Genomic DNA, 23,515 nt, shown 5'->3' with positions numbered 1-23,515 from the left:
TCTTGCTACCTGCCGCCCGCTGCGACCGAACCCAGCCACAGGGTGTCCCGGGCCCGCGTCATGGCGACGAACAGCTGGGTGCGCCACAGCTCCTGGCGTTCACGCGTGACATCCGCATCGGGTGCGCTGCTGTCGGCTGAACCGCCAGACGCGATGTCGTGGTCCGGCAGATGGACGTGCTTGAACTCCAGGCCTTTGGCGCGGCGGTACGTGCCGAGCTTCACGGCCGCCACCGGCTGACCGTCGTAGCGGTCCAGCGGGCACAAAGGGATGCCCGACCGGTTGAGCAGATCCCTGAAGTGGTTCGTCTCCCGGTGCGAACGGCAGAGGATCGCGGAGTCCGGCCAGTTGGACGGTCCGAGCGTGCGGAGGGCGTCCAGGAGCGCCTCGTCCTGCGCTGCAGCGGTGCGGAAGACCACCCTGGTGACCGTGCCGTCGTGATAGGTCAGATCGACGTCCCGGTGCCCGGCGGTGCGAGTGCCGTCGATGTCGTCGAACGCGTCCTCGGCCACGACGGCCAGTGCCGCATCGAGGATCTCCTTGGCATTGCGGTAGTTGGTGCGCAGCACCTGACCCCGGTCGCCGCGGACGTCGATGCCCGCGTCGGACAGGCGGAACCCGCCCGGGTAGACGGACTGCTGACCGTCGCCCACCAGCAGCAGGCCGTTGGCCGTGTCGCCGACGAGAGCGTGCAGCAGACGCACACCCACGAGGGTCAGGTCCTGCACCTCGTCGGCTATCACCGCCGCGTACGGCGGACTGCCGGGATGCCGCCGGGCCTCGGCCAGGGCGAGGCTGAGGATGTCGTTGAAGTCGTGGACGCCATGCTCGGTGCGGATGCGCTCGTACTCCTCGTACAGCTCCCAGACCGCTTCCCGGTGCGTGCGCTGGAGGTTGGTGCGGCGGCGGATGCGGCGCAGCGTCGCATAGTCCTCGAAGCGCGTGATGCCACGGCCCTTTATGACGTAGTCGATTTCCTCGCGCCAGTAGCCCGGCGAACGGTCGACACTGGCGAGGACGCTGGACCGGCCACAACGCATCCAGGCGTGACTGAACGCGGTCTCCGCCCGCTCGCCGTTCAGCCGGTGGGCTATGCCGCGCTCTTCGAGGAAACCACGGGCCCAGGAATGCAGGCTGCGGAATTCGACGCGGTCGGCGACGGCGGGAGCCATCGTACCGAGGAACGTGCTCTGCACTCTGGGGAGGTTGTTGGCGAACGTCACGTACAGAATGCGGCCGGTGGTCCGCTGTGCGAGGTGGGCGGCGCGGTGCAGGGCCACGACGGTCTTGCCCGTGCCCGCCGGGCCGCTGATGCGGGCCGGTCCCGACCAGTTGCGCCGCACCAGGGGGACCTGTTCGGCGGCGAGGAAGGTCATCCACCGCTCGATCGGTGCACTGCGGGCGGCGTCCATGGCCGCGTCGCGCAGGCCGGTGACGTCGAAGAGGGCGTCGTCGACCGGTGTTTCCGGTTCCCGCAGTGTGGTGCTGCTGCGGTCCACCGACGAGGTCTCGTACGCCGGGAAGACCTCTTCCAAGTGGGCGCCCAGCATGCGCACTTGCGGCGCCGTGAGACGCGCCCGCTCGGCTATCAGCGCCGGAGCCACCTCCTGGTCGCCCAGGAGCCGCACCCGGCCGAGGCTCTCCGCGAGCGAGTGCCCAGCGAAGACCATCAACGGCTGCACCGCCACGGGCGACAGGCCCAGCGCGGCGACCGCGCCCTCCGCGACGCGCGTGACCGCCAGCAGCTTGCGGACCTCGCCGTCGCAGTCCCGGTCGCCGACCGTGAGACGGCCGTGCGCGATCTCCGGCGCGGATCTCCAGTTCTTGACGTCGATCACGAAGACGCCGCCGGGGCCGACGAGCAACATGTCGACATTGGCCGCGCGCGTACCCGGCCAGCGGCGGTCCACGAGCAGCCGCCAGCCGCGCTGCGCGAGTACCAACAGCTGGGCGTGCACCAGCTGTTCACCCTCGCTCGCCGCCTCCCAGCGCCGGGCCTCCCGCCGTGCCGCCCACAGCTGTTCACGCAACTCACGCTCGTGCCGCCGGGCCTCTTGCGCCCTGTTCAATGCCGAGCCGCCGGCCACCGCCATGCCCGCCCCCTCTTACGCTCCCCCTGCACGTAAAGTAATGATCATAGTGCGGATCGGAGTCACCGCACAGGGGCGCGGCAGGGATGCCGCCGGAGCGCGCAGCGGCAGCAAGGGCACGCAGGGCGTGCCGGAGCCGCCGGGTATCGTCTGCCGGAGCCGCCGGAGGGCGGCCGGAAGTGTGAGGAAGGAAGGGCCGTGCCGGACGCGGGACCGTCGCACATCCTGCTGCGCGAGGACGCCGCCGACTGGGCCACCGTCACGCCGGAACGGACCGTGCTCGGCGTCATCCACAACGTCACGTCCGCGACCCGGCTGCTCGACCTCCTGAAGCCCTTCGAGGGCGACACCCGCGTGCACGTCCTCTTCACCTGCACGGGGTCCTCGGCGTTCGAGGCGGGCATACGGGAGTTCATCGCCGAGCGCCAACTCCCCTACATATCCTGGGAGGAGGCCAAGCGCGAGAAATTCGACCTCGCGGTCAGCAGCAGCCGGGGCGGGGATCTGCAGCAGCTCAACGCTCCGCTCATCGGCGCCCCGCACGGTGCTGGATACAATAAATACTTGAGCCGGAAGCCGGAAGCCGGAAGCCGGAAGCCGGAAGCCGGAAGCCGGAAGCCGGAAGCCGGAAGCCGGAAGCCGGAAGCCGGAAGCCTTCGGCCTCGATGCCGAGTGGCTCACGCACAACGGTGAACTGATCCCCTCCGCGATCGTCCTCTCCCATGACGAACAGCGTGAACGCCTGCGCCGCGGCTGCCCCGAGGCCGTCCCCCTCTCCGTCGTTGCCGGCGACCCCTGCATGGACCAGCTCCTCGCCGGCGCTCCCTTCCGCGACCAGTACCGCGCGGCCCTGGGCCTCCGCCCCGGCCAGAAACTGCTCGTGCTGACCTCCACCTGGAAGAACCGGTCTCTGCTCGGTGCACACCGGGCCGACCTGGAGACCGTCCGCCGTTCCCTCGCCGAACTGCCCGCCGACGAGTACCGCGTGCTCTGCGCCGTCCACCCCAACGCCTGGTACGCGCACGGCGGTCACCAGATACGCGAGTGGCTCGCGCCGTTCCTGCGCTCCGGGCTCGTCCTCCCCTCCCCCGAGACCGACGTCTGGAAGGCAGCACTCGTCGCGGCCGACGCCTTCATCGGCGACCACGGCTCGCTGTCCCTGTACGCCGCGGCACTCGGCGTGCCCGGCCTGTTGGGCGCGTTCGGCGAGGACGCGGTGGCCGAGGGGTCGCCCATGGACCTGCTGGGCGGCGAACTGCCGCGCGTGACACGGCACGAGCCGCTCGGCGACCAGCTGCAGCGGGCCGTCGCCGCCCAGACCGGCCCGCTGCGCGAACGGATCGCGGAGATCGGCGCCCTGGTGACCTCCCGGCCCCTCAGAGCGGCCGGACTGCTGCGCAGCCTGTACTACGCGCGGATGGAGCTCGACGAACCGCAGCACCCCGCCGTCACCCGGCCCGTCGCGCTCCCCCTGCCGCTGCCTGCCGAACACCGCCAGCCGGCCGCTGCACCCGTGTACGCCGACCTGCGGGGCGACCGTCTCCGGCGCTACCCGGCCGAGCTCCAGGGCCAGGTCGCCGATCACCTGCCCGACCCCCACCTCGTGGCCTCCTACGGCGAGCCCGATCCCCGCTGGGCCCACGCGGCCGACGTGGTCCTCGCGCAGCCGCGAGACCCCGGCGAATCATGGGAGGACGCCGTCCGACGCGTCTTCCGGGACCACCCCGGATGCCTGCTTGCCGTCTTTCCCCAAGGGACGACGGGCTGCGTCGCGTTCACACGGGACGGACAGCATCGTCTGACCGCGCAGTGGCAGGACGGCACGGCGCCGTGGCCGTACGACACCGCGGTGGCCGCATCGGCTGTCTATTCCACTTTGACCAGCTGCGCAACTTCCCTACACATCAGCGTGGTCGACGGCATTCCACCGGCCGTCCTCACCATCAGCCGCTGACGCGGCGCCCGCGTGCGGCCTGCTCCTCTGCACCACGGCCCAGCCTCTTGTACAACTCGGCCGCTTCGCGCCAGTCGCCTCCGGCTGCCTGGTGTTCCCCCTGTGCCGCCCGTACGTCACCGCGCATCAGGAGTACGTCGGCCAGTTCCTTGGGGGCACCGCACGTGCGCATCAGCGCCACTGATACGTCAAGCGGTTCGAGTGCTTCGTCCAGCCGGTCGGCACGCTGCCGTGCCTGCGCGTAGTGCCACAATGCCTTGGCCTCGTTGAACGGGTCGGTCAGTGCGGCGAACAAACTCCGGGCCTGCAGGAGCAGTTCGGCTGCATCCTGGTGGCGGCGCTCGGCGCTGCGGGCACGCCCCAGGTGGAAGGTCAGCAGCGCCCTGCCCCGCGGGTGGTCGATGCCGTCGAGTGCCCCGGCTGCACGCTCGAAACAGTCTGCGGCCGTGCGTGCGTCCCCGGTGCGCAGGGCCAGCAGCCCGAGGCCTTCCAAGGCGGTGGACACCGTCCGCGCGTGGGTGACCACGGTGGCCTCGCGCAGGGCGTGTTCGTAGTGCTCCCGGGCGGCAGCACAGTCGTCGCCCTCGCCCCGGTCGGCGAGCGCGAAGGCGAGCTCGTAGTGCATGCGGGCCACGGCGACCGGATCGCCTGTCCGCCCGGCCGCGTCCAGGCCCTTCCGGCACACCCCGATCCAGTCCGTGTGGTACTTGCGACGGTAGAAGAATCCGCGCAGCGCCTCGCACAGCTGCCAGGCGGCTTCGTAGTGCCCTGCGGCGTGGGCGAGTTCGACGACGGCCACGGCGTTGGCGCGGTCGGGCTCCAGGGCGTCGAGTGCCGTGTTCACGTCCGGGAAGGCGGGCAGGTCGGTGCGGGTGAAGACTTGTCCGTGGCGCCAGCGGTCGGAGACCAGCCGCTCGACGGCTGCGGCCAGCGTCAGGTACCAGTCGATGCACCGCTCCACGGCGCCGTCCGGCCCACCGGCGTCGGCCGCCGCTCGCGCGTGGTCGTGCACCAAGCGGTGCATGCGCAGCCGGCCGTCCCCTGCGGGGTCGAGGAGCTTCTCCCGGACGAGCGTCCGCACGTCATCCGGCGCCCCTGCGAGCGACTGAACGAGCTCGCGGGAGAACTCCGGCGTGGGGTGGAGCCCCAGCGCGCGGTAGAGGGCCGCTGCGTCCTTGTGCAGGGAGCGGTAGACAACGTCGAAGACCTGCGCAACCGAAAGGTCGTCCGGCACGGTGAGCGCCTCCAAGCGGGTGCTCCGGTCGATGAGTTCGCGGGCGAGCCCGGCCGGATCCTCCCCCATGTCGCGCAGTTCACTCGCTCTGGCTCCTGCGATCCGCACGGCCAGGGGAAGCCCGGCACAGGCGTGCAGCACACCGTCCAGCAGCGGCCGTTCCATGACGCCCGAGCCCGCCACGGCCTCGAACAGCTCCTTGCTGGCCTTGGGTTTCAACGCATCCAGAGGAACACGCATCATGTGGTGCGAAGCCTGCAGACCGGTGAGGGGCGTGCGGCTGGTGACGACGACCACACTGCCGGGGTGTCCGGGCAGTAATGCGCGGACCTGCCCGGCGTTCACCACGTCGTCGAGCAGGACGAGCACAGGCCGGGCCGATGTGAGCGTTCTGTAGTGAGCGGCCAGTTCATCGAGGCCTGCGGGCAGGGGCGCGTCGGGCTGATGCGATGTCAGCGCGCGGACGAAGCCCTGCAGTACGGCGACGGGGTCGCGGGGACACAGTGGCCCCTGGGGGCTCATGTCGGCCTGGAGCTGTCCGCCGAGGAAGCGGTCGCTCAGGGCGTGCAACAGGCGCAGCGCGGTGGCCGTCTTCCCCACCCCGGGCATGCCGATCAGCAGGAGCACCAGCGGCGCCGCCCCGGCGGTCCGCTCCGCGACGGCCCGGGTGAGCGTGGCGAAGGTGCGGCGGTGATTGACGTACTTCTGTGGTGCCGGGGCGAGCTGACGGGGCGTCGGCGATTCAGGGGCGGCGTGGTACTGGATGTCCCGCCCCTGGATCGTCGTGCCCCATATCGTCGCGCCCTCAATGGTGTTCTCGGTGCCGTCCATGCGTCCCCATCCCCAGGTCCGCCCCCGCCCGTCGCAGCGGCGGCAGGTGATCCTACGTGCGCGTGGCGCCCGCCGACACTGTCGGGGGCGCCACACGCAGGACGGGTCCCGGCCGGGGACCGTCCGGAGGACGACGCGGACTAGCCGTGCATCAGCCGTTGACGCAGGTGTTGCCGGAGGCCGCGTTGAGCAGAGCGATGATGTCGATGGAGTTGCCGCACAGGTTGATCGGCACGTGCAGCGGGATCTGGATGACGTTGCCCGAGATCACACCCGGGGAACCGGCGGCAACGCCCTTCGCGCCGGCGTCGGCGACCGCGCTGCCGGCGGCGACGCCGGCGAGAGTGGCGCCCACGGTTGCGGTGATGACTGCTGCCTTGGCGATTCGTGACATGGGGAGACACCTTTGCTTGGTCGTACGGGACAGGCTCCCCGGCCGATGGGGCCAGGAGTCCGGTAAAACGCCCATAAGTCACAAAGGTTTCGTCCATGAAGCGTCCGGGTGACCGCCCCGTGGGCCGAATGGAGGTGCGAACCGGACGGTGCCCGCGACGGTCGTGCCGCCCGTATGCCGTCTGTACACGGTGCGCCCTGTGCGCTTACAACGGGTGAGGGTGGCAACCGTTCGATGGGGGAGGCGGCAATGCGCAGAATCGCCATCGTGGGCGCGGGACAGGCAGGCCTGCAACTGGCCCTGGGGCTGCGGTCGGCCGGGTACGAGGTGACGGTGGTCGCCGCGCGAAAACCTGAGGAGATCAGGGCCGGGCGCGTGACGTCCACCCAGCAGATGTTCGCTCCGGCGCTGACCCTGGAACGCGAGGCCGGGCTGAACCTGTGGGACGGCGAGGCTCCCTGGATCCACGGCGCCTCGCTGACCACGGTCGACCCGGAGGACGGCCGGAGGCCGTCCGTCACCGGTCCGCTCGCCGCGCCCGCCCAGTCCGTCGACCAGCGGATCAAGACCGCGCGGTGGCTGGAGCTCTTCGAGGAGCAGGGCGGCTGCGTGGAGTACCGCGAGGCGTCCGCCGACGACCTGGCTCAGCTGGCCTCCGGTCACGACCTGACGGTCGTCGCCACGGGGCGCGGGCCGCTCGGGGAGGTGTTCGGTCGGGACGAGCGGCACAGCCCCTTCGACCGCCCGCAACGCGTGGTCGCCGTCGTGTACGCACACGGGATCGCACCGGCACCGGGCGAGCCGTATCTGCGCATGGTCGGCTTCCCGGGTGTCGGCGAGTACTTCGTCATGCCGGCGCTGACGCTGTCCGGGCCGTGCCACGCGGTGCTGTGGGAAGGGGTGCCGGGCGGGCCGCTGGACTGCTGGCAGGAGTCGGCCGGCGATCCGCAGGCCGTGCTCGCGCGCACGCTGGAGGTGCTGCGCGAGCGGGCACCCTGGGAGTACGAGCTGTGCGCGCACGCCGAGCCGACGGATGCGGGGGCCGCGCTGTCCGGTGCCGTCACTCCGGTGGTGCGGCATCCCGTCGCGGAGGTCGCGCCGGACACGTACGTGCTCGGCATGGCGGATGCGGTCGTCGTCAACGACCCGATCACCGGGCAGGGCAGCAACAACGCGGCCCGGGCCGCGGCCCGATACCTGGCGGCGATCCGCGAGCGGGGCGAGTTGCCGTTCGACCGGGCATGGATGCACGGCGTCTTCGCCGCTTACTGGGAGCACGCACGGCACGGAACGGCCTTCACCAACCTGGTGCTGAGCACACCGCTGCCCGAGCACGTGCGGCGCCTGCTGACCGCGGCGGGCGAGCACCGCGAGATCGCCCACCGGTACGTCAACGGTTTCGCCGACCCCGCCGACTACCAGGACTGGCTGATGGACGAGGACCGTGCGGAGGCGTATCTGAAGGCCGTCACGGGAAGCGGGCGATAACCTGAGCTCTGCATGGAGTAGGGCACAGGCGGAGGCAGAGAGCGCACGTGGGCACGTCACAGGCCGAGGCGGTCGCGTCGGCACAGAGCGGGCGCACACGCCGTCCCCGCCCCTCCGGCCAGTGGCCGGTCGTGGGCGTCGTCTCCGCCGGAGGGGCCATCGGCGCGGTCACCCGCTACGGCGCCGGGCTGCTGTGGGCGACGCCGAGCGGAGCCTTCCCCTGGACCACGCTCCTGATCAATGCGGTCGGCTGCGCCCTGATCGGCGTACTGCTGGTCACCGTCTCCGAACTGGGCTCGGCTCACCGGCTGGTGCGGCCCTTCCTGGGAACGGGGGTGCTGGGCGGCTTCACCACGTTCTCGACGTACGCGGTGGACGCGCAGCAGTTGCTGCAGGCCGGCCGCGTGGCGAGCGCTCTGGCGTACCTGGCCGCCACGCTGCTGACGGCGTTGGCCGCGGTGTGGGCAGCGGCGGCGTCGACCCGCCGGTTCGTTCTCAGGAGGTCCCGTTGAGACTCCACGGCAATGCGCTGCGGGTGACGGCCTACGTCGGCGAGTCCGACACCGTGCACGGCCGACCGCTCTACTCCGAGATCGTCCACCGCGCTCATGCGGCGGGTCTGGCGGGCGCCAGCGTCTTCCGCGGCATCGAGGGCTTCGGCGCCTCGTCCTTGATCCACACGACCCGGCTGCTGTCGCTCAGCGAGGACCTGCCGGTGGCGGTCGTGATCGTGGACACGGAGGAGCGGGTACAGGCCTTCCTGCCCGTCCTCGACGAGCTGGTCGGCGAGGGCCTGGTCACCCTGGACGAGGTCGCGGTCCTGCACTACCGGGGCCGGGAGGCGCCCGCGTGAACTGGCTCCTCGTCATCGGGGGCGCGCTGGTCGGCGCTCCTCTCCGCTACCTGACGGACCGCGCGGTCCAGTCCCGGCACGACTCGGTCTTCCCGTGGGGCACGTTCGTGGTGAACGTGGTGGGCTGCTTCATCCTCGGCGTCCTGACCGCGGCCGCCCCGGCCGACGTGCGCCTGCTGCTGGGGACGGGCCTGTGCGGGGCACTTACGACATATTCAACGTTCTCCTACGAAACCCTCCGCCTGGCGGAGGCCGGGGCCCGGAGTTACGCCGTGGCGAACGCGGCGGCAAGCGTGGTGTGCGGACTCGGGGCCGCCTTCGCGGGGGTGGCGGTGGGGGGCTGGGTCCGAGGGTGACGAAGTTTTCCACAACGGAAACTCGTCAGTTGCCATGACGGAAAGTCCGTGCCAGACTTTCCGTCATGGCAACTGACGAGAACTCACGCCTGTCTCGCGAGAGCGCCGCGGAATCGCTGGCGCTCGCCGAGCAGGCGCAGGCGGCGGTGGGATCGATCAAGCCCTCGCGCCGGTACGAACTGAAACTCGCCGCGTGCGTGGCCGCGGTCTTCCTCGCCAACCTGCTGCCCAGGCCGTACGACCTGGTCGCCATCGCGGTCTCCTTCGCGTGTCTGATCACGTTCGTGATCCGGCAGGTGCAGACCAGCGGCGTCAAGCACCGCTACACCCCGAAGGTGGGACGGCAGATGCTCGGCGGCGCCGTGCTCGGACTGCTGGGATTCGTGGGGGCGGACCTGCTGGACCGGCTCGCGGGCATGTCGTGGATATGGGTGCTGGCAGCACTGCTGGTCGCAGGTGGCACCCTGGTCATCGACCGCTTTCCCCGCAAGAAGGGCATACCCGCACCGTGACCGCCCCCGAAGACGGCTTCAACGAGACGATCCACGCGCCGAACAGGCTGCGGATCTGCGCCGCGCTCGACGCCGTCGAGGAGATCGAGTTCGGGACGATACGGGACACGCTCGGGGTGAGCCCCTCGGTGCTCAGCAAGCACGTGACGGTCCTGACGGACGCGGGCTACGTCGAGCAGCGGCGTGCGGTGCGCGAGACGCGCCAGCGGGTCTGGCTGCGCCTCACCAAGGACGGGCGCGCGGCCTATCGGGCACACCTCGCCGCGCTGCGGGCGATCGTCAACGCCGATCTGGGCGAGGGTTAGCAGGGCCGGCAGGATCACAGGGGATTCTCGGAGGCGGCGCCGGCGCCGAGGTGCTCCAGCAGCACCCTGCGCAACTCCCGCGCGGCGCGCGGCGGCGGGGCGTCCTTGCGGTGGGCGACGGCCACCGTGCGGCGCATGCGGTCACCCTCGAAAGGGGTGACGCGAAGGCCGGACCGGGAGGCCACCATGCCGGGAACCACGGCCAGGCCCAGGCCCGCACGCACGAAGCCCAGCACCGCGTCCATCTCCCCGCCCTCCACCGTGAAGGACGGTTCGAAACCGGCCTCGCGGCAGGCGGAGATGGTGATCTCCCGCAGGTCGTAGCCCCGGCGGAACATGACCATCGGGAGGTCGCGGAGGTCCTCCACGCGGATGCGGCGCCGGAGGACGGGAGGCGGATCGGAAGGGGAGGTGACGACGACCAGTTCCTCGTGCAGCAGTTCCGTGGTGGCGAGGGCGGGGGCCGCGGCACCGAGCGGAGTGATGATCAGGGCCAGGTCGAGCTCGCCCGCGGCAAGGGTGCGGACGAGGTCACGGGAGCCGCCCTCGTCGACGAGGAGGTCGATGCCGGGATACCGGGCGTGATACGTGCGCAGCACGTCCGGGACGAGGCTCGCGCACAGGCTGGGCGGGGCGCCCAGGCGCACTCTGCCCCGGCGCAGCTGAGCGACTTCCTGCACCTCGCGGTGTGCGGTATCCGCGTCGGCCAGAATGCGCCGGGCCAGCGGCAGGAGGGCCTCGCCGGCGTCGGTGAGGGTGATGTTGCCGCGGGCGCGGTGGAAGAGCTCGGCGCCCAACTCCCGTTCCAAAGAACGGATCTGCTGGGACAGCGAGGGCTGGGCGACGTGCAGCACCTCCGCGGCCCGGGTGAAGTGGCGGAGTCCGGCGACGGTGGCGAAGTAGCGGAGCTGCTGGAGTTGCACAGCGGCATGGTAGTGCTTGCATAGGAGATGCCTATCGAAACCAGGCTCATCATGTCTTGGACGGATCGCCGAGCGGCGGCCTAGCGTCTCGGGTCATGGCACTGGCGACGACCCGGAGGGCACCTGCGTCCTCCTTCATCGGCTCCGCGTGGCGGTCGACCGTCGGCAAGAAGGCGGTCATGGCGGTCACCGGCCTGATCATGCTGGCGTACCTGGTCGCCCACATGATGGGCAATCTGAAGGTGTTCTTCGGAGCCGGGGAGTTCAACCACTACGGGCAGTGGATCCGCACCATCGGAGAGCCCTTCCTGCACCACGAGTGGTTCCTGTGGATCGCGCGGGTGGGACTGACCGTCTCGGTCGTGCTGCACGGCACGGCCGCGTACCAGCTCAGCCGCCGCGACCTCGCAGCGCGACCCGCGAAGTACGTGCGCAAGCGGGCCCGCGCGAGTTATGCGACGCGGACGATGCGCTGGGGCGGGGTGATCCTCGGCCTGTTCATCGTGTGGCACATCCTCGACCTGACCACCCTCACCGTGAACCCCAACGCCCAGGAGGGACACCCCTACGAGAACCTGGTGGCGTCCTTCGGCCGCTGGTACGTCGATGTCTTCTACATCGTCGCCATGCTGGCCCTCGGTCTCCACATTCGGCACGGATTCTGGAGCGCGGCCCAGACGCTGGGCGCCAACTCCCCGCGCCGCGACCGGGCGTTCAAGTTCCTCGCGAACGCCCTTGCTGCCCTGTTGACCTGCGGATTCATTGCCGTACCCATCGGTGTCATGACGGGAGTCGTGAGCTGACCATGAGCGAGTACCTCCAGTACGGGACCGGCGGTCCCGTCAGCGATACGAAGGCGCCCGGCGGGCCGATCGCCGAGCGGTGGGACCGGCGCCGGTTCGAGGCCAAGCTCGTCAATCCGGCGAACCGGCGCAAGCACACCGTCATCGTCGTCGGGACGGGCCTGGCGGGCGGTGCCGCCGGGGCCACGCTCGCCGAACAGGGCTACCACGTCGTGCAGTTCTGCTACCAGGACTCCCCGCGCCGCGCCCACTCCATCGCCGCGCAGGGCGGGATCAACGCCGCCAAGAACTACCGCAACGACGGCGATTCCGTGCACCGGCTCTTCTACGACACGGTCAAGGGCGGCGACTTCCGCGCCCGGGAGTCCAATGTGCACCGGCTCGCGCAGATCTCCGTCGAGATCATCGACCAGTGCGTGGCCCAGGGCGTGCCCTTCGCCCGCGAGTACGGAGGGCTGCTGGACACCCGCTCCTTCGGCGGCGTGCAGGTCTCGCGGACGTTCTACGCCCGCGGCCAGACCGGGCAACAGCTGCTGCTCGGCGCGTACCAGGCGCTCAGCCGGCAGATCGATGCCGGAGCCGTCGAGATGCACGCCCGCACGGAGATGCTCGACCTGATCGTCGTCGACGGGCGGGCCCGGGGGATCGTCGCCCGGGATCTGATCACCGGGCGGATCGACACGTACTTCGCCGATGCGGTCGTGCTCGCCAGCGGCGGCTACGGGAATGTGTTCTACCTGTCGACCAACGCCAAGAACTCCAATGCCACGGCCGTCTGGCGGGCCCACCGGCGCGGTGCGTACTTCGCCAACCCCTGCTTCACCCAGATCCACCCGACCTGCATCCCGCGGTCCGGCGACCATCAGTCGAAGCTGACGCTGATGAGCGAGTCGCTGCGCAACGACGGCCGGATCTGGGTGCCCAAGGCCCAAGGCGACACGCGGCCCCCGGCCGAGATCCCCGAGGACGAGCGGGACTACTACCTGGAACGGATCTATCCGTCCTTCGGCAACCTCGTCCCGCGCGACATCGCCTCGCGTGCGGCGAAGAACGTGTGCGACGAAGGGCGCGGCGTCGGGCCCGGCGGACAGGGGGTGTACCTGGACTTCGCGGACGCGATCCGGCGCATGGGGCGCAAGGCGGTCGAGGCCAAGTACGGCAACCTCTTCGAGATGTACGAGCGGATCACCGCCGAGGATCCGTACGAGGTGCCCATGCGCATCTACCCCGCCATCCACTACACGATGGGCGGCCTGTGGGTGGACTACGACCTGCAGACCACCGTCCCCGGCCTCTTCGCCATCGGCGAGGCCAACTTCTCCGACCACGGCGCCAACCGGCTGGGCGCCTCGGCCCTGATGCAGGGGCTGGCCGACGGCTACTTCGTCCTGCCGTCCACCATCAACGACTACCTGGCCCGCCATCCGCACGACGACGTGCCGCACGACCATCCGGCGGTCACGGAAGCAGTGAACGGTGTGAGCGACCGGTTGCGCCGTCTGCTGGAGAACGACGGCGACCGGACGCCCGATTCGTTCCACCGCGAGCTCGGCGAGCTGCTCTGGGACGAGTGCGGCATGGCCCGCACCGAGAGCGGGCTGCGCAAGGCGCTGGACCGGATCCCGGAGATACGGGAGGAGTTCTGGCGCCGGATCACGGTGCCGGGCAGCGGCCAGGAGCTCAACCAGTCGCTGGAGAAGGCCAACCGCATCGTCGACTATCTGGAGCTCGCCGAGCTCATGTGCCTTGATGCGTTGCACCGGAGCGAGTCCTGTGGCGGGCACTTCCGCGAGGAGAGCCAGACGGCCGACGGCGAAGCCGCGCGCAGGGACGAGGAGTTCGGCTACGTGGCCGCCTGGGAGTTCACGGGCACCGGCACGGCGCCCGTCCTCCACAAGGAAGACCTGCACTTCAAGTACGTCCACCCCACCCAGCGGAGCTACGCATGAAGCTCACCCTGCGCATCTGGCGCCAGCCTTCGGCGGACGCCGCCGGCAGCATGGTCACGTACGAGGTGACGGGCATCAGTCCGGACATGTCCTTCCTGGAGATGCTCGACCACCTCAACGAAGAACTCATCCTGCGCGGCGACGAGCCCGTGGCCTTCGACCACGACTGCCGCGAGGGCATCTGCGGCGCATGCGGCATGGTCATCAACGGGCAGGCGCACGGCCCCGAGCGGACCACCACCTGCCAGCTCCACATGCGGCACTTCCAGGACGGCGACGTCGTCGACGTCGAGCCGTGGCGGGCCGGCGCCTTCCCCGTCGTCAAGGATCTGGTCGTCGACCGGTCCGCGTTCGACCGGATCATCGGCGCCGGCGGCTACGTCTCCGTCCCCACCGGCTCGGCACCCGACGCACACGCGACGCCCGTACCGAAGCCGGTCGCCGACCTCGCGTTCGAGCACGCGGAGTGCATCGGGTGCGGAGCGTGCGTCGCCGCCTGCCCCAACGGGTCCGCGATGCTCTTCACTTCGGCCAAGGTGGTGCACCTGAACGTGCTCCCGCAGGGGGCTCCCGAGCGGGAGTCGCGCGTGCTCGGGATGGTGGAGACGATGGACTCCGAAGGGTTCGGCGGCTGCACGAACACGGGCGAGTGTGCTGTCGCCTGCCCGAAGGGGATCCCGCTGTCGGCGATAGGCACGATGAACCGCGAGTACCTTCGGGCCACCGTGCGGCGCCGGTGACTCAGTGGGCGGCGCGGTGATGACGGCCCATGGCCGCAATGCACCACTCGACCGCTGCACGGTTCCCCTCGCGGGACGCGGCGTGGTACGCCGCCCGGATGCGGCGGCACTCCGGACAGGGGTTCGGGCGGCGCCGGGTCGGCAGTAGGGGCTTCGGCGGGAGCGGGGCGTCGGATGGCGGCATGAGTACCTCGTGCGTGGGGTCAACTACTCGGTGTGCCACCAGAGTTGCGGTCCGCGAGTACGCTCCAAAAGAGGGGAGCCGATAACACCGGAAGAGTTATGGCGAAGGGTGCCACGCATGACCGCCGAGACCGACGCACCGGACCCGACCTCGTCCCTCCTGGCCTTCTTCGGCTCCGAGCTGCGGCGTGTGCGGACGGCAGCGGGGCTGTCGCAGGGGGAGTGCGCCAAGAGGGCGCATACGACGCAGGCGATGATCAGTTATGTGGAGGCGGCACGGCGGGTTCCTTCGGAGGACCTCGCACGGGACCTCGACGTGGCGTTCGGCACGGACGGACACTTCGGACGCCTGCACCCGCTGGTGATCCGGTTCGCCTACCCGAGCTGGTTCCTGCCGTATGTGGAGATGAAGCGGGAGGCCACGTCCATCCGCTCGTTCCAAGCACAGGTCATTCCAGGGTTGCTGCAAACAGAGGAGTACGCGCGGGCGGTACTTGCCGGTGGACGACCGGACAGCCTTGACGACCTAGTGGCCGCCCGCATGACTCGACAGAGTCTCTTCGAGCGGGAAAACCCACCCCACACCTGGTTCGTCATCGACGAATACGCACTGATTCGCCCCCTTGCCACCTCGGCCAATATGAGGCGGCAGCTTGAACATCTGCTTCACGCAAGCGAGCAACCTCGCACGGTGATCCAGGTAGTGCCGCGAGATGCTCCACCTCACCCGGGGCTGGATGGCTCGTTCACCATCATGGGCTTCGACTCGGGGGAAGATGTACTCCACGTCAACGGGTTCTCCCAGGGCCGGATGGCGGTAGATGTGGCCGAAGTGACCGCTGCGTCGTACTCGTACGACCTGATCAGGGCCATGGCCCTATCCCCCAACGCATCAGCTGACCTGATCCGAAAGCACCTGGAGGAGCTCGGCCCATGACCTCATGGCGAAAGAGCAGCTACAGCAGCAACAACGGCGGGGACTGCGTCGAGGTGGGCGCGTGGCTCAAGTCGAGTCACAGCGGCCCCAACGGCGGCGACTGCCTCGAATGGGCCCCCGCCCGAATACCCACCGGCGCGGTGCCCATACGGGACAGCAAAACCGCCCCGCACGGGCCCGCGCTCCTCGTGCCCGCCGCCGCGTGGCGGACGTTCGTCACCGCCATCAGCGACCACAGACTGCCTCTATAGGCGGCCCCGCCACCCCAAACCATCACCCCGCACGGCGTGTCCGAAGATTTGCGTCCAGCCGAGCCCCTTCCCCCTACCTCGCCCCGAAGTTCTGCGTCCAACGCGGGCCGCCCGGCGCCTGGTTGATGCCCACGCCTATCTCCTTGAAGGCGCAGTTCAGGATGTTCCGGCGGTGGCCGTCGCTGTGCATCCAGCTGTCCATCACCGACGCCGGGTCGGCCTGGCCGTAGGCGATGTTCTCGCCGTACGTGCTCCAGTGGTAGCCCGCGGCGGTGATGCGCTCGCCCGGGCCCTGGCCGGAGGGGTTGGTGTGGTCGAAGAAGTGGCGGGCGGCCATGTCGTCGGAGTGGCCCTGGGCCGAAGCGTCCAGCTGGCTGTTCTCGGCGACCGGTGAGCAACCGGCCTTGGCGCGCTCCACGTTCACCAGGCTGATCACCTGCTGGACGAGGCCGCCGTCCGCGGGGGCGGACTTCGGCTGCGGGGCCGGGCGGGCCGGGGCCTTGGGTGCCGGGGCGTCGGGGGTCTCGCTGGAGGGCTCGGCCTTCGGGGAGGCCGTCGTCGCGCTGGGCGACGGCGAGGCGCTCGCCGACGGGGAGGCGGACGCAGAAGCGGAGGCAGAGGCCGAGGCGGAAGGGCTCGGTACGGCCGAGGTCTTGGCGTCGAGGGCCTTCACGCTGGCCGGTACGTCGCCGGCGGCCTGGGTGCGGGTCGGCTTGCCGTTGGAGGAGTCGGTGTAGAGGTACAGGCCGCCCAGCACACCGGCGGCCACGAGTGCGGCGGCCGCGGCTCCGGCCACGGTGCGGCGGCGGCCGTCCTTGTTGGCGCGGCGGCGGCCGGAGCCGGCCCGGTGGCCGCGCACCACGTGGGAGACCGGCTGGGCGTCGCGCAGGACGGCGCCGCTCCCCCACCATGCGAGCAGCCCGGCGCCGAGCGGTACGAGGCCGAGGCCGACGAGAAGCCGCTCGGCGGGGACGAGCGAGGACCAGGAGCCGCCGCAGGTGCCGCAGTCGCGCGCGTGGCGGGCGATCCGCTTGCGCCAGAGGGCGGACGGGGTGCCGTCCCAGTGCGAAACGAGTTCGGCGAGCTGTGCGCAGCGCGGCTGGGCGGCGAGGGCCCGTACGACGCCGCGGGCGACGTCGAGTTGCTCCTTGGTGCGCTGGACGCGCACTGCCGTGTGCTGCGGGGTGAGCTCCAGGGCGGCGGCGACCTCGGCGCGGGTCAGTTCACCGGCCGCTTCGAGCCACCAGAGGGAGAGGACGGTCTGCTCGCCGTCGTCGAGCCAGCGGGTGGCCTCGGCCACCTCCTTGCGCTGGCCCTCCAGGCCGAGCCGGACGATGGTGAGGTCGACGAAGTCCGCGTCGGGGTCGGGGACTTCGGCGACCTCCTGGAGACCACTGACGGGCGCCTCGGGGCGCTGCCGCCAGTGGGTGCGTATCTGGTTGGTGGTGATGGCGACGAGCCATGAGCGGAACCCGGCGGGGTCGCGCAGGCCGTCGAGGCCGTTGATGACGCGCAGCATGCTCTCCTGGACGACGTCGTCGACGTCGGCGTGGCCGTTGAGGGCCCGGCCGACGATGTTGTAGACGAGCGGCAGGTACGTGGCGACGAGCTCGTCCTGTGCCGCCGCGTCTCCGGCTCGCGCCGCCTCGACCACGGCCACGCTCTCACTCTTCACGCCCCGACCACCTCTTTCCGTTCGGTCCGACACATAGGAGACGCAGAGCGGACGGGTGGATAACAAAAACCGGGGACTAATTTTCGGACGGCTGTCAGATGTCCAGAAACTCCCTCAACATCCCTGGCACGACGGTGTCTGCGAAGCCTGCGGCCTCCGCGGCCGCCATGTCCCGAATGCGGTATCCGTCCTCGCCGGCGGCGACGGCGGCGGTTGCCGTGACGACTCCGGCGCGCCGGGAGAACGGGGTGTCCGTGAACGTCCATGCCAGGACGGACGACCGGTCGAGGGTCACCGTCTCGCGCTCGAAAGTGCCGGAGCGGATGACGAGCCAGTTGCCGCGCAGTGCGTGTCCGAGTGAGCGGTAGGCGTCACGGGCGAGGGCGTAGACGATCGGTGTGGCGAGGACGGCGTAGGCGGCTGCGCAAGAGAGGAGGACGGGGGTGAGGAGGGTGCCGAGGACGGCGAGTGCGGCCGTCACCGGGGCCACTGCCCACAACACCCCTCGGACGAAGCGGCGGCGCAGCGCGGCGCGCGGGTGAGCGGTCAGTGCGGTGTTCACCTGACCGCCCTGTTGGCCGAGTACGTGCGTACAGACATGCACCGCCTCGGACTTGGGGGCGGGCGGGAGGATGACGCTGCGCTTGCGGTTCTCCTCGCGGTTGCCGAGGCCGCCGGCCACGGCGCGCACGCTCGCGCCGCCGCCTGCGCGCAGCAGCATCGGTTCACGCAGGACGACGCCGCGCAGGCGGGCACGTTCGATGGAGACGGAGCGGGTGGTGAACATGCCGCGGCGGACGCGGAGGGTGGCCGCGTCGGTCCATTCCAGGCGGTACTTCCACCAGTTCTCGGCGTAGAGGGCCATGGCGCCGACCGCACCGAGCGTGACGATCACGAGGAGAGCGAGTGGAATCGTCAACCACAAGGCGCTGTTGCCGAAGTCCTCGAAGGCGTGGCGGACGAAGCCGATCCGCCAGGGCTTGATGCCGACACCGTCGAAAATGCGCCAGATCGCGCCCACTGCGGCGAACACCCCTCCGAAGATCCAGAAGGTGAGCGGTGCGTAGCGCAGCCAGCGGGGATCGGCGGTGGAGAGGACGGGGTCCTCGGCGTCCACGGCCCCGGCGCGGGCGAGGAGTTCGACGCGAAGCCGTTCCGCGGCGGGGCGGGTGAGGGCTTCGAGGGAGAGCGCGGCGCCATGCGTGCCGCCGCCCGTTCCGGCGCGCAGGACGGCGAGGCCGAGAACGCGCTGGACGGGGTTGGCGGTGAGGTCGACGTTGCGGATGCGGTGGAGGGGGACGGAGCGGACGCGGCGGGTGAAGAGGCCCGTGTGCAGTTCGAAGGCGTCGGGGGTGACGCGGTAGCGGGTGCGGCGGTAGGTGACGAAGCCGGCGGCGGTGATGACGAGGAAGACGCCGGTGAGGGAGCCGAGGGTGCCCCAGGCGCCGCCGTCGAGGCGTCCGCCGGTGGCCAGGAGGGTGAGGCCGAAGGAGCCGAGGGGGGCGCCGAGCCAGGCGCAGTGGGCGAGGAGGGTGCGCGGGGAGAGGGTGCGCCAGGGGGTTTCGGCACGGGTTGTCACGTTGCGTCCCCCGGCATCAACTGGGCTGCTTCGCCGATGCGTTCGGCGAGCATGCCGGCGTCGGCCCCGGATATGCCGACGATCTTCACGTCGCCCGCCGTGGAGGCGGTGGTGACGACGACCGTGGCGAGCCCGAAGCGCTGCTGGAGCGGTCCGCGATGGGTGTCGACGGTCTGCACGCGGGAGAGCGGGACGATGCGGCGCTTCTGCCAGAACCAGCCGCCGGCTGCGTAGACCGCGAATTCGCCGAGTTCCCAGGCGTGGACGCGGTAGCGCCAGGCCGGCATGACCAGCGCGTAGAGCAGCGCGGGGAGGGCCAGGACGACGAGCGCCAGGGGGGCCAGCCAGGGCAGGGCGCCGGGGAAGAAGAGAGCGGACAGGACGAGGAGTGCGGCGGCCACCAGGAGGATCGGGCCGCTGACGGCCGTCCAGGCCTGGACGGCCCACCAGGTGCGGGCACGGGGGTCCATGCGGTGGCGAGGCGGGCGGAGTACTGGCGGCATCGGGCCCCCCGATCCTTTGCAGGCCGTACAGGCCTTGCAGGCTTTGCAGGTCAGTTGTATGGCGAAGCGTTGCCGCTAAGCTATAGCAATACGAACGACCTGTAAAACGGAAAACGGAAGGGCTGCTGCCCGTGCCCAAGCGCGTTGACCATGGAGAGCGTCGTCGGCGCATCGCCGAGGCGTTGTGGCGGATCGCGTCCGCGCGGGGGCTGGACGGGGCGAGCCTGCGGGACGTGGCGGCGGAGGCCGGGATCTCGCTGGGACAGCTCCAGCACTACTTCTCGTCCAAGGACGAGATGCTGGTGTTCGCACTGGAGCACATCAACGAGATGGCAACCGGGCGGATCCGGGACCGCATCACGGCGCTGAGCGACGAGCCGCCCGCGCCGCGGATCGTCCTGCGGGAGGTCGCGGCGGAGATGCTGCCGCTGAACGACGAGAGCCGGACGGGGCTGCTCGTCCAGATCGCCTACTTCATCCGGGCCGTGCACGACCAGCAGTTGCAGCGGCACGCGCGGGAAGGGGCGCCTGCGCTGCGGGAGTTCTATGCGGGGTTGCTGCGCTCGGCCATGGAGCGGGGGGAGGTGGCTCCGGATCGGGATCCGGAGACGGAGGCGGCGTTGTTCATGGCGCTGGTCGACGGGCTGGGCAGCTATGCGCTGCTCGGCGTGCACTCGCCGGAGGAGGCGATGGGGTTGGTGGACGCGCACTTGGGGCGGCTGTTCGGGGGATGATGCCCCGGCCCCACCCTTTCACCGTTTCTCAGGGGGCTTCGCCCCCGCCCCCCTGATCGCGGCTTCGCCGCTCGTCCTCAAACGCCGGACGGGCTGAAGTTGCCCGGCACTACCCCCGCCGCTTCGCCCGGTTCTTCCCCTTCATCCCCGGCGACAGCGCCTCCCCCAGTTCCTCCAGCGCGTCCATCAGCAGTTCCGACGCGCGCACCGCCACCCCCTCGTCGCCCTCCTTCTCCTGCCATTCGGTCAGTGCCGCGCGGGGTTTCGACCAGTCCAGGGTCTCCCGGACCCGTACTGCCTCCACCGCCGTCGGCAGGGCGATGCGCAGGGTCGTGGCGAACTTCTCCGCTGCCGGGGAGGGTTCGGCGTCGCGGTCCGGGAGGTGGGCCTCCATCAGCATGGTCACGCGGCCCATCGTGATCAGGGCCGCCTCGGACGCGCGCTCGGCGCTGCGGGAGATGCCGCGGTGGCGGACCGGTTCCTTCTGGGCGCGGGCCGCGGCCTCGTCCCATTCCAGGCGGGCGGCGCGGCAGTCGAGCAGGGCCTCGCGCACGCGGCGCGGCCGCCGGTCGGCCGGGCGGGCGTGGAGGGCGAGGACGGCGAGCGTGTAGTCGCCGGTGGTGCGCAGCCAGTCGCCGAGGCGGTCGCGCAGCTTCGTCGTCTCCCAGACGGGGAAGAGCGCGTACGCGGCCATCGCCAGCAGCCCGCCCAGCAGGGTCAGGGCCAGCCGCTCCTGGACCGTCTGCGACCACGCCTCGCCGACGATGCCCAGCAGGAAGACGACGTACGCGCCGATGCACGCCGACACCACGAAGTAGCCGCTCTGCATCAGCAGATACAGCAGCCCCACGCACAGCACCGACAGCCCGGCGCAGACGTACCGGCCGGGGTGGGTGAGGACCGCGATCCCGCCGCCGATGAAGACGCCGACGAGGGTTCCGGCGAAGCGGGCGATGCCGCGCTGGTAGGTCTGGGCGAAGTCCGGGCGCATCACCATCACCGAGGTCATCGGCGCCCAGTAGCCGTGTCCGAGCGGGAGGGCGGTGCCGACGACGTAGCCGGCGCAGGCGACCGCCGAGACGCGGACCGCGTGCCGGCCGATGGCGGACGACCAGCGGGCCTCGCGCCTCAGGGCGCGCAGGGCGACGGGGACGAGCCGGGGGACGGTGGGGCGCAGCAGGTGGCGGCGCTCCTCCGGGGTGGTGGGCCGGGTGGGCTTCACGGGCTCGTCGCTGGCCTCGACCACGTCCGCGAGGAGGGCCATCAGGCGGAGTGCGGACCGGCGGGCGGCGCCGTTCAGCTTGGGCCCGTCGGCCGGGACCTCCAGCGTGGCCATGGTCTCCGGCGAGAGCCGTACCGGTTTTCCGGTGCGGATGGCCCGGGCGACGGCGTCGAGAACGCTTGCGGCGGCGCCCAGCAGTTCGCGGGCGCGGTCGCGTTCGGGACCCTCGGGGGGTGCGCCGAGGACGGGGTCGGCGAGGGCGGCGAGCACGGGGCGCAGCCGTTCGGCGACGCCGCGCGGGCCGGCCAGCTGGCGCGGGCGGCTGCGTGCCTGGCTGGGCGTCAGCTCGGCGGCGTGCCGGGCGTCCATCAGGGGCTGGGGGTCGAAGGGGGCCACCGGGTCGTGCCGCAGCCTGCGGGCGTAGTCGGCCTCGGCGGCCAGCGCGTCGGCGAGCGCGTCGCGCTGCCGGCCCCAGGGGCGGATGGGGAACAGGACGATGAGCGCGGCCTGGACCAGACCGCCGAAGACGATCAGTGCGCCGTGCTGCGCGGCACCGGCGACGGAGGTGGGCAGGGTGACCGTGACGAGCATGACCGCCACCGTCTGGGTGGCGATGAGGCCGGAGACGGGCCCGATGGCCCAGGCCATGCCGGCGAGCAGGGTCCAGACGGCCAGCAGCGTGACGAACACGACGTGGTCGAAGGCGGCCAGGTAGCCCAGGAACGTACTGACGCCGAGGCCTGCTGCGACCGCGAGGGCCAGGATGGGGCGCGGCCGCCAGCTGCGCTGGAACGTGGCGAGACCGGAGGCGAAGGCTCCGAAGGCGGAGGAGACGGCGAGCGCGGGCGAGCCGAAGCCCAGCAGGACGCCGATGACGATCGCGACACCGCAGGCGCCGCGGACGGCGACGAGGGGTTCGAGCGTGGTCCGCTCGACCGTCAGCCCGGCCCGGGCGGTGTCTTTCAGGGCGCTCGACCAGGTCATATGGCTGAGAGTAGTGTCCTGGCGAACGATAAGCGGAGAGTGGCCCGCCGATTTGGCGTGCTCTTGGCGATTTGACGGTCTTGACCGGCGATCACGGACGTTCCAGACTCCCCACGGTGCTCCCCCCACGGGCAGAGGCAGACGGGTGTGACCGTCACACCTGCGCGTGCAGAGGAGGAGATCCGCGATGAGATTCCGCCGAACGGCCGTGTGCGCCGCCACCGCGACGGCGCTGCTGGCCGCCACCGCCGGTACCGCCCACGCCACCCCGCCCATTCCGACGCGGATGGCCGCGCTGGGCGACTCGCTGACCCGCGCCGTCAACTCGTGCACGGTGGGCGGCGGCACGCTGTGCGCCCGGAACTCGTGGTCCGCCGGCGCCAATCCGGCCGTCGGCAGCCACTACGCGCGCATCAAGGAGCTCAACCCCGAGGTGCTCCCCTACAACGAGGCCCGGGCCGGGGCCACGTCCGCCGACCTCGCACAGCAGGCACGGGCCGCCGTCGCGGAGGGCGGGATCGACTACGTCACGATCATGATCGGCGGGGGTGACGCCTGCGCGGCGTCCGAGGCGCGGATGACCTCGGTCGGTTCGTTCGCGAGCCGGATCCGGGCGGCGCTGCGGATCCTGCGGTCCGGGGCTCCCGACGCGTCGGTGTTCGTCGCGAGCGTGCCGGATCCCCTCCGGGTGTGGGAACTGGGGAAGGGCAACCCGGCGGCGGTCAAGGCGTGGAAGGACGGCGGGGTGTGCCAGGCGGTGCTCGCCAACCCGACGTCGCTCGCGGCGGGCGACGCGGAGCGGAGGGAGCGGGTGCGGGAGCGGGTGGTGGACTACAACGCGGCGCTGGAGAAGGTGTGCGGGGAGGATGCGGGGTGCCGCTATGACGGGGATGCGGTCTTCGACCACCGCTTCTCGGCGGCTGATGTGAGCACGGCGGACTACTTCCACCCCAGTCTGGTGGGGCAGCGGACGCTGGCGGAGGTCACGTACGAGGCGGGGTTCGACTGGTAGGAG

The 23,515-nt window shown here is 71.0% G+C and carries 23 protein-coding genes; 15 read left to right on the top strand and 8 right to left on the bottom strand.

The features are described 5' to 3' along the window. Window positions 1-5 precede the first annotated feature (5 nt). Window positions 6-2,093 carry a UvrD-helicase domain-containing protein gene (locus ACMATS_RS24440; protein ID WP_414169047.1) on the bottom strand — a complete coding sequence of 696 codons (2,088 nt, stop codon included), beginning with the start codon at window positions 2,091-2,093 and terminating at the stop codon, window positions 6-8. Between the two features lie 195 nt (window positions 2,094-2,288). Here ACMATS_RS24440 and ACMATS_RS24435 point away from each other — a divergent pair, with 195 nt between their 5' ends. Together ACMATS_RS24435 and ACMATS_RS24430 are read left to right on the top strand one after the other, a co-directional pair. Next, window positions 2,289-2,783: a hypothetical protein gene (locus ACMATS_RS24435; protein ID WP_414169046.1), complete on the top strand. Its 495-nt coding sequence runs from the start codon at window positions 2,289-2,291 to the stop codon at window positions 2,781-2,783. Between the two features lie 106 nt (window positions 2,784-2,889). Further along, a complete protein-coding gene (locus tag ACMATS_RS24430; protein WP_414169045.1) occupies window positions 2,890-4,044 on the top strand; it encodes a hypothetical protein in 1,155 nt (384 codons plus the stop codon). Here ACMATS_RS24430 and ACMATS_RS24425 read toward each other — a convergent pair. Together ACMATS_RS24425 and ACMATS_RS24420 are read right to left on the bottom strand one after the other, a co-directional pair. Further along, window positions 4,034-6,109 (bottom strand): NB-ARC domain-containing protein, encoded by a 2,076-nt coding sequence (locus tag ACMATS_RS24425; protein ID WP_414169044.1) that lies wholly within the window; start codon window positions 6,107-6,109, stop codon window positions 4,034-4,036. The genes ACMATS_RS24430 and ACMATS_RS24425 overlap by 11 nt on opposite strands. A 151-nt stretch (window positions 6,110-6,260) precedes the next feature. Then, window positions 6,261-6,503, bottom strand: a complete 243-nt coding sequence (locus ACMATS_RS24420) for a chaplin (RefSeq protein ID WP_336413373.1) — start codon at window positions 6,501-6,503, stop codon at window positions 6,261-6,263. Window positions 6,504-6,752: 249 nt separating this feature from the next. Between ACMATS_RS24420 and ACMATS_RS24415 the strand changes: the two genes are divergently transcribed. The 6 genes from ACMATS_RS24415 to ACMATS_RS24390 all read left to right on the top strand — a co-directional run bounded on the left by ACMATS_RS24415 (window position 6,753) and on the right by ACMATS_RS24390 (window position 10,017). Next, entirely contained in the window at window positions 6,753-7,991 is a 1,239-nt protein-coding gene (locus tag ACMATS_RS24415; RefSeq protein ID WP_414169043.1) for a styrene monooxygenase/indole monooxygenase family protein, read from the top strand. 47 nt (window positions 7,992-8,038) lie between these two features. Continuing rightward, window positions 8,039-8,503, top strand: a complete 465-nt coding sequence (gene crcB / locus ACMATS_RS24410) for a fluoride efflux transporter CrcB (protein ID WP_414169042.1) — start codon at window positions 8,039-8,041, stop codon at window positions 8,501-8,503. Further along, window positions 8,500-8,844 (top strand): DUF190 domain-containing protein, encoded by a 345-nt coding sequence (locus ACMATS_RS24405; RefSeq protein WP_414169041.1) that lies wholly within the window; start codon window positions 8,500-8,502, stop codon window positions 8,842-8,844. Before crcB (ACMATS_RS24410) ends, ACMATS_RS24405 begins: the two co-directional genes overlap by 4 nt. Next, complete coding sequence (gene crcB / locus ACMATS_RS24400; protein ID WP_414169040.1) at window positions 8,841-9,200, top strand: fluoride efflux transporter CrcB; 360 nt, start codon at window positions 8,841-8,843, stop codon at window positions 9,198-9,200. Before ACMATS_RS24405 ends, crcB (ACMATS_RS24400) begins: the two co-directional genes overlap by 4 nt. A 65-nt stretch (window positions 9,201-9,265) precedes the next feature. Further along, the gene (locus tag ACMATS_RS24395; protein ID WP_390781087.1) at window positions 9,266-9,712 is read left to right on the top strand and encodes a hypothetical protein; all 447 of its coding nucleotides are present in this window, start codon (window positions 9,266-9,268) and stop codon (window positions 9,710-9,712) included. Beyond that, complete coding sequence (locus ACMATS_RS24390; RefSeq protein WP_390781086.1) at window positions 9,709-10,017, top strand: transcriptional regulator; 309 nt, start codon at window positions 9,709-9,711, stop codon at window positions 10,015-10,017. Before ACMATS_RS24395 ends, ACMATS_RS24390 begins: the two co-directional genes overlap by 4 nt. 14 nt (window positions 10,018-10,031) lie before the next feature. Here ACMATS_RS24390 and ACMATS_RS24385 read toward each other — a convergent pair whose 3' ends face one another. Continuing rightward, window positions 10,032-10,940, bottom strand: coding sequence for a LysR family transcriptional regulator (locus tag ACMATS_RS24385; protein ID WP_390781085.1), 909 nt, complete (start codon window positions 10,938-10,940; stop codon window positions 10,032-10,034). A gap of 95 nt (window positions 10,941-11,035) precedes the next feature. Here ACMATS_RS24385 and ACMATS_RS24380 point away from each other — a divergent pair, with 95 nt between their 5' ends. The 5 genes from ACMATS_RS24380 to ACMATS_RS24360 all read left to right on the top strand — a co-directional run bounded on the left by ACMATS_RS24380 (window position 11,036) and on the right by ACMATS_RS24360 (window position 15,803). Beyond that, window positions 11,036-11,743 carry a succinate dehydrogenase cytochrome b subunit gene (locus ACMATS_RS24380; RefSeq protein ID WP_414169039.1) on the top strand — a complete coding sequence of 236 codons (708 nt, stop codon included), beginning with the start codon at window positions 11,036-11,038 and terminating at the stop codon, window positions 11,741-11,743. A gap of 2 nt (window positions 11,744-11,745) precedes the next feature. Further along, a complete protein-coding gene (locus ACMATS_RS24375; RefSeq protein WP_414169038.1) occupies window positions 11,746-13,692 on the top strand; it encodes a fumarate reductase/succinate dehydrogenase flavoprotein subunit in 1,947 nt (648 codons plus the stop codon). Next, complete coding sequence (locus tag ACMATS_RS24370) at window positions 13,689-14,432, top strand: succinate dehydrogenase/fumarate reductase iron-sulfur subunit (RefSeq protein ID WP_414169037.1); 744 nt, start codon at window positions 13,689-13,691, stop codon at window positions 14,430-14,432. Before ACMATS_RS24375 ends, ACMATS_RS24370 begins: the two co-directional genes overlap by 4 nt. A 301-nt stretch (window positions 14,433-14,733) precedes the next feature. Continuing rightward, window positions 14,734-15,552, top strand: a complete 819-nt coding sequence (locus tag ACMATS_RS24365) for a helix-turn-helix domain-containing protein (RefSeq protein WP_414169036.1) — start codon at window positions 14,734-14,736, stop codon at window positions 15,550-15,552. Then, on the top strand, window positions 15,549-15,803 hold the full coding sequence (locus ACMATS_RS24360) for a DUF397 domain-containing protein (RefSeq protein WP_414169035.1): 255 nt from the start codon (window positions 15,549-15,551) through the stop codon (window positions 15,801-15,803). Before ACMATS_RS24365 ends, ACMATS_RS24360 begins: the two co-directional genes overlap by 4 nt. A gap of 73 nt (window positions 15,804-15,876) precedes the next feature. Here the strand turns inward: ACMATS_RS24360 and ACMATS_RS24355 are convergent, their stop codons facing one another. From ACMATS_RS24355 to ACMATS_RS24345, 3 genes are all read right to left on the bottom strand, one after another. Then, the gene (locus tag ACMATS_RS24355; protein ID WP_414169034.1) at window positions 15,877-17,478 is read right to left on the bottom strand and encodes a sigma-70 family RNA polymerase sigma factor; all 1,602 of its coding nucleotides are present in this window, start codon (window positions 17,476-17,478) and stop codon (window positions 15,877-15,879) included. A gap of 94 nt (window positions 17,479-17,572) precedes the next feature. Continuing rightward, window positions 17,573-19,057: a PH domain-containing protein gene (locus ACMATS_RS24350; RefSeq protein ID WP_414169033.1), complete on the bottom strand. Its 1,485-nt coding sequence runs from the start codon at window positions 19,055-19,057 to the stop codon at window positions 17,573-17,575. Beyond that, window positions 19,054-19,560 (bottom strand): PH domain-containing protein, encoded by a 507-nt coding sequence (locus tag ACMATS_RS24345; protein WP_414169032.1) that lies wholly within the window; start codon window positions 19,558-19,560, stop codon window positions 19,054-19,056. Before ACMATS_RS24345 ends, ACMATS_RS24350 begins: the two co-directional genes overlap by 4 nt. 131 nt (window positions 19,561-19,691) lie before the next feature. Between ACMATS_RS24345 and ACMATS_RS24340 the strand changes: the two genes are divergently transcribed. Then, window positions 19,692-20,294: a TetR/AcrR family transcriptional regulator gene (locus ACMATS_RS24340; RefSeq protein ID WP_414169031.1), complete on the top strand. Its 603-nt coding sequence runs from the start codon at window positions 19,692-19,694 to the stop codon at window positions 20,292-20,294. Between the two features lie 109 nt (window positions 20,295-20,403). Here the strand turns inward: ACMATS_RS24340 and ACMATS_RS24335 are convergent, their stop codons facing one another. Then, a complete protein-coding gene (locus tag ACMATS_RS24335) occupies window positions 20,404-22,500 on the bottom strand; it encodes an FUSC family protein (RefSeq protein ID WP_390781075.1) in 2,097 nt (698 codons plus the stop codon). Window positions 22,501-22,687: 187 nt separating this feature from the next. On the opposite strand from ACMATS_RS24335, the gene ACMATS_RS24330 reads away from it, so the two are divergent. Beyond that, window positions 22,688-23,512 (top strand): SGNH/GDSL hydrolase family protein, encoded by an 825-nt coding sequence (locus ACMATS_RS24330; protein WP_414169030.1) that lies wholly within the window; start codon window positions 22,688-22,690, stop codon window positions 23,510-23,512. Window positions 23,513-23,515: the final 3 nt, after the last annotated feature.

Origin of the sequence: Streptoverticillium reticulum (assembly GCF_047456005.1) — a bacterium.
Taxonomy (GTDB): Bacteria; Actinomycetota; Actinomycetes; order Streptomycetales; family Streptomycetaceae; genus Streptomyces; species Streptomyces reticulum.
The sequence above is the reverse complement of the archived record's forward strand: the minus strand, read 5'-3'. Positions and strand labels throughout refer to the sequence as shown.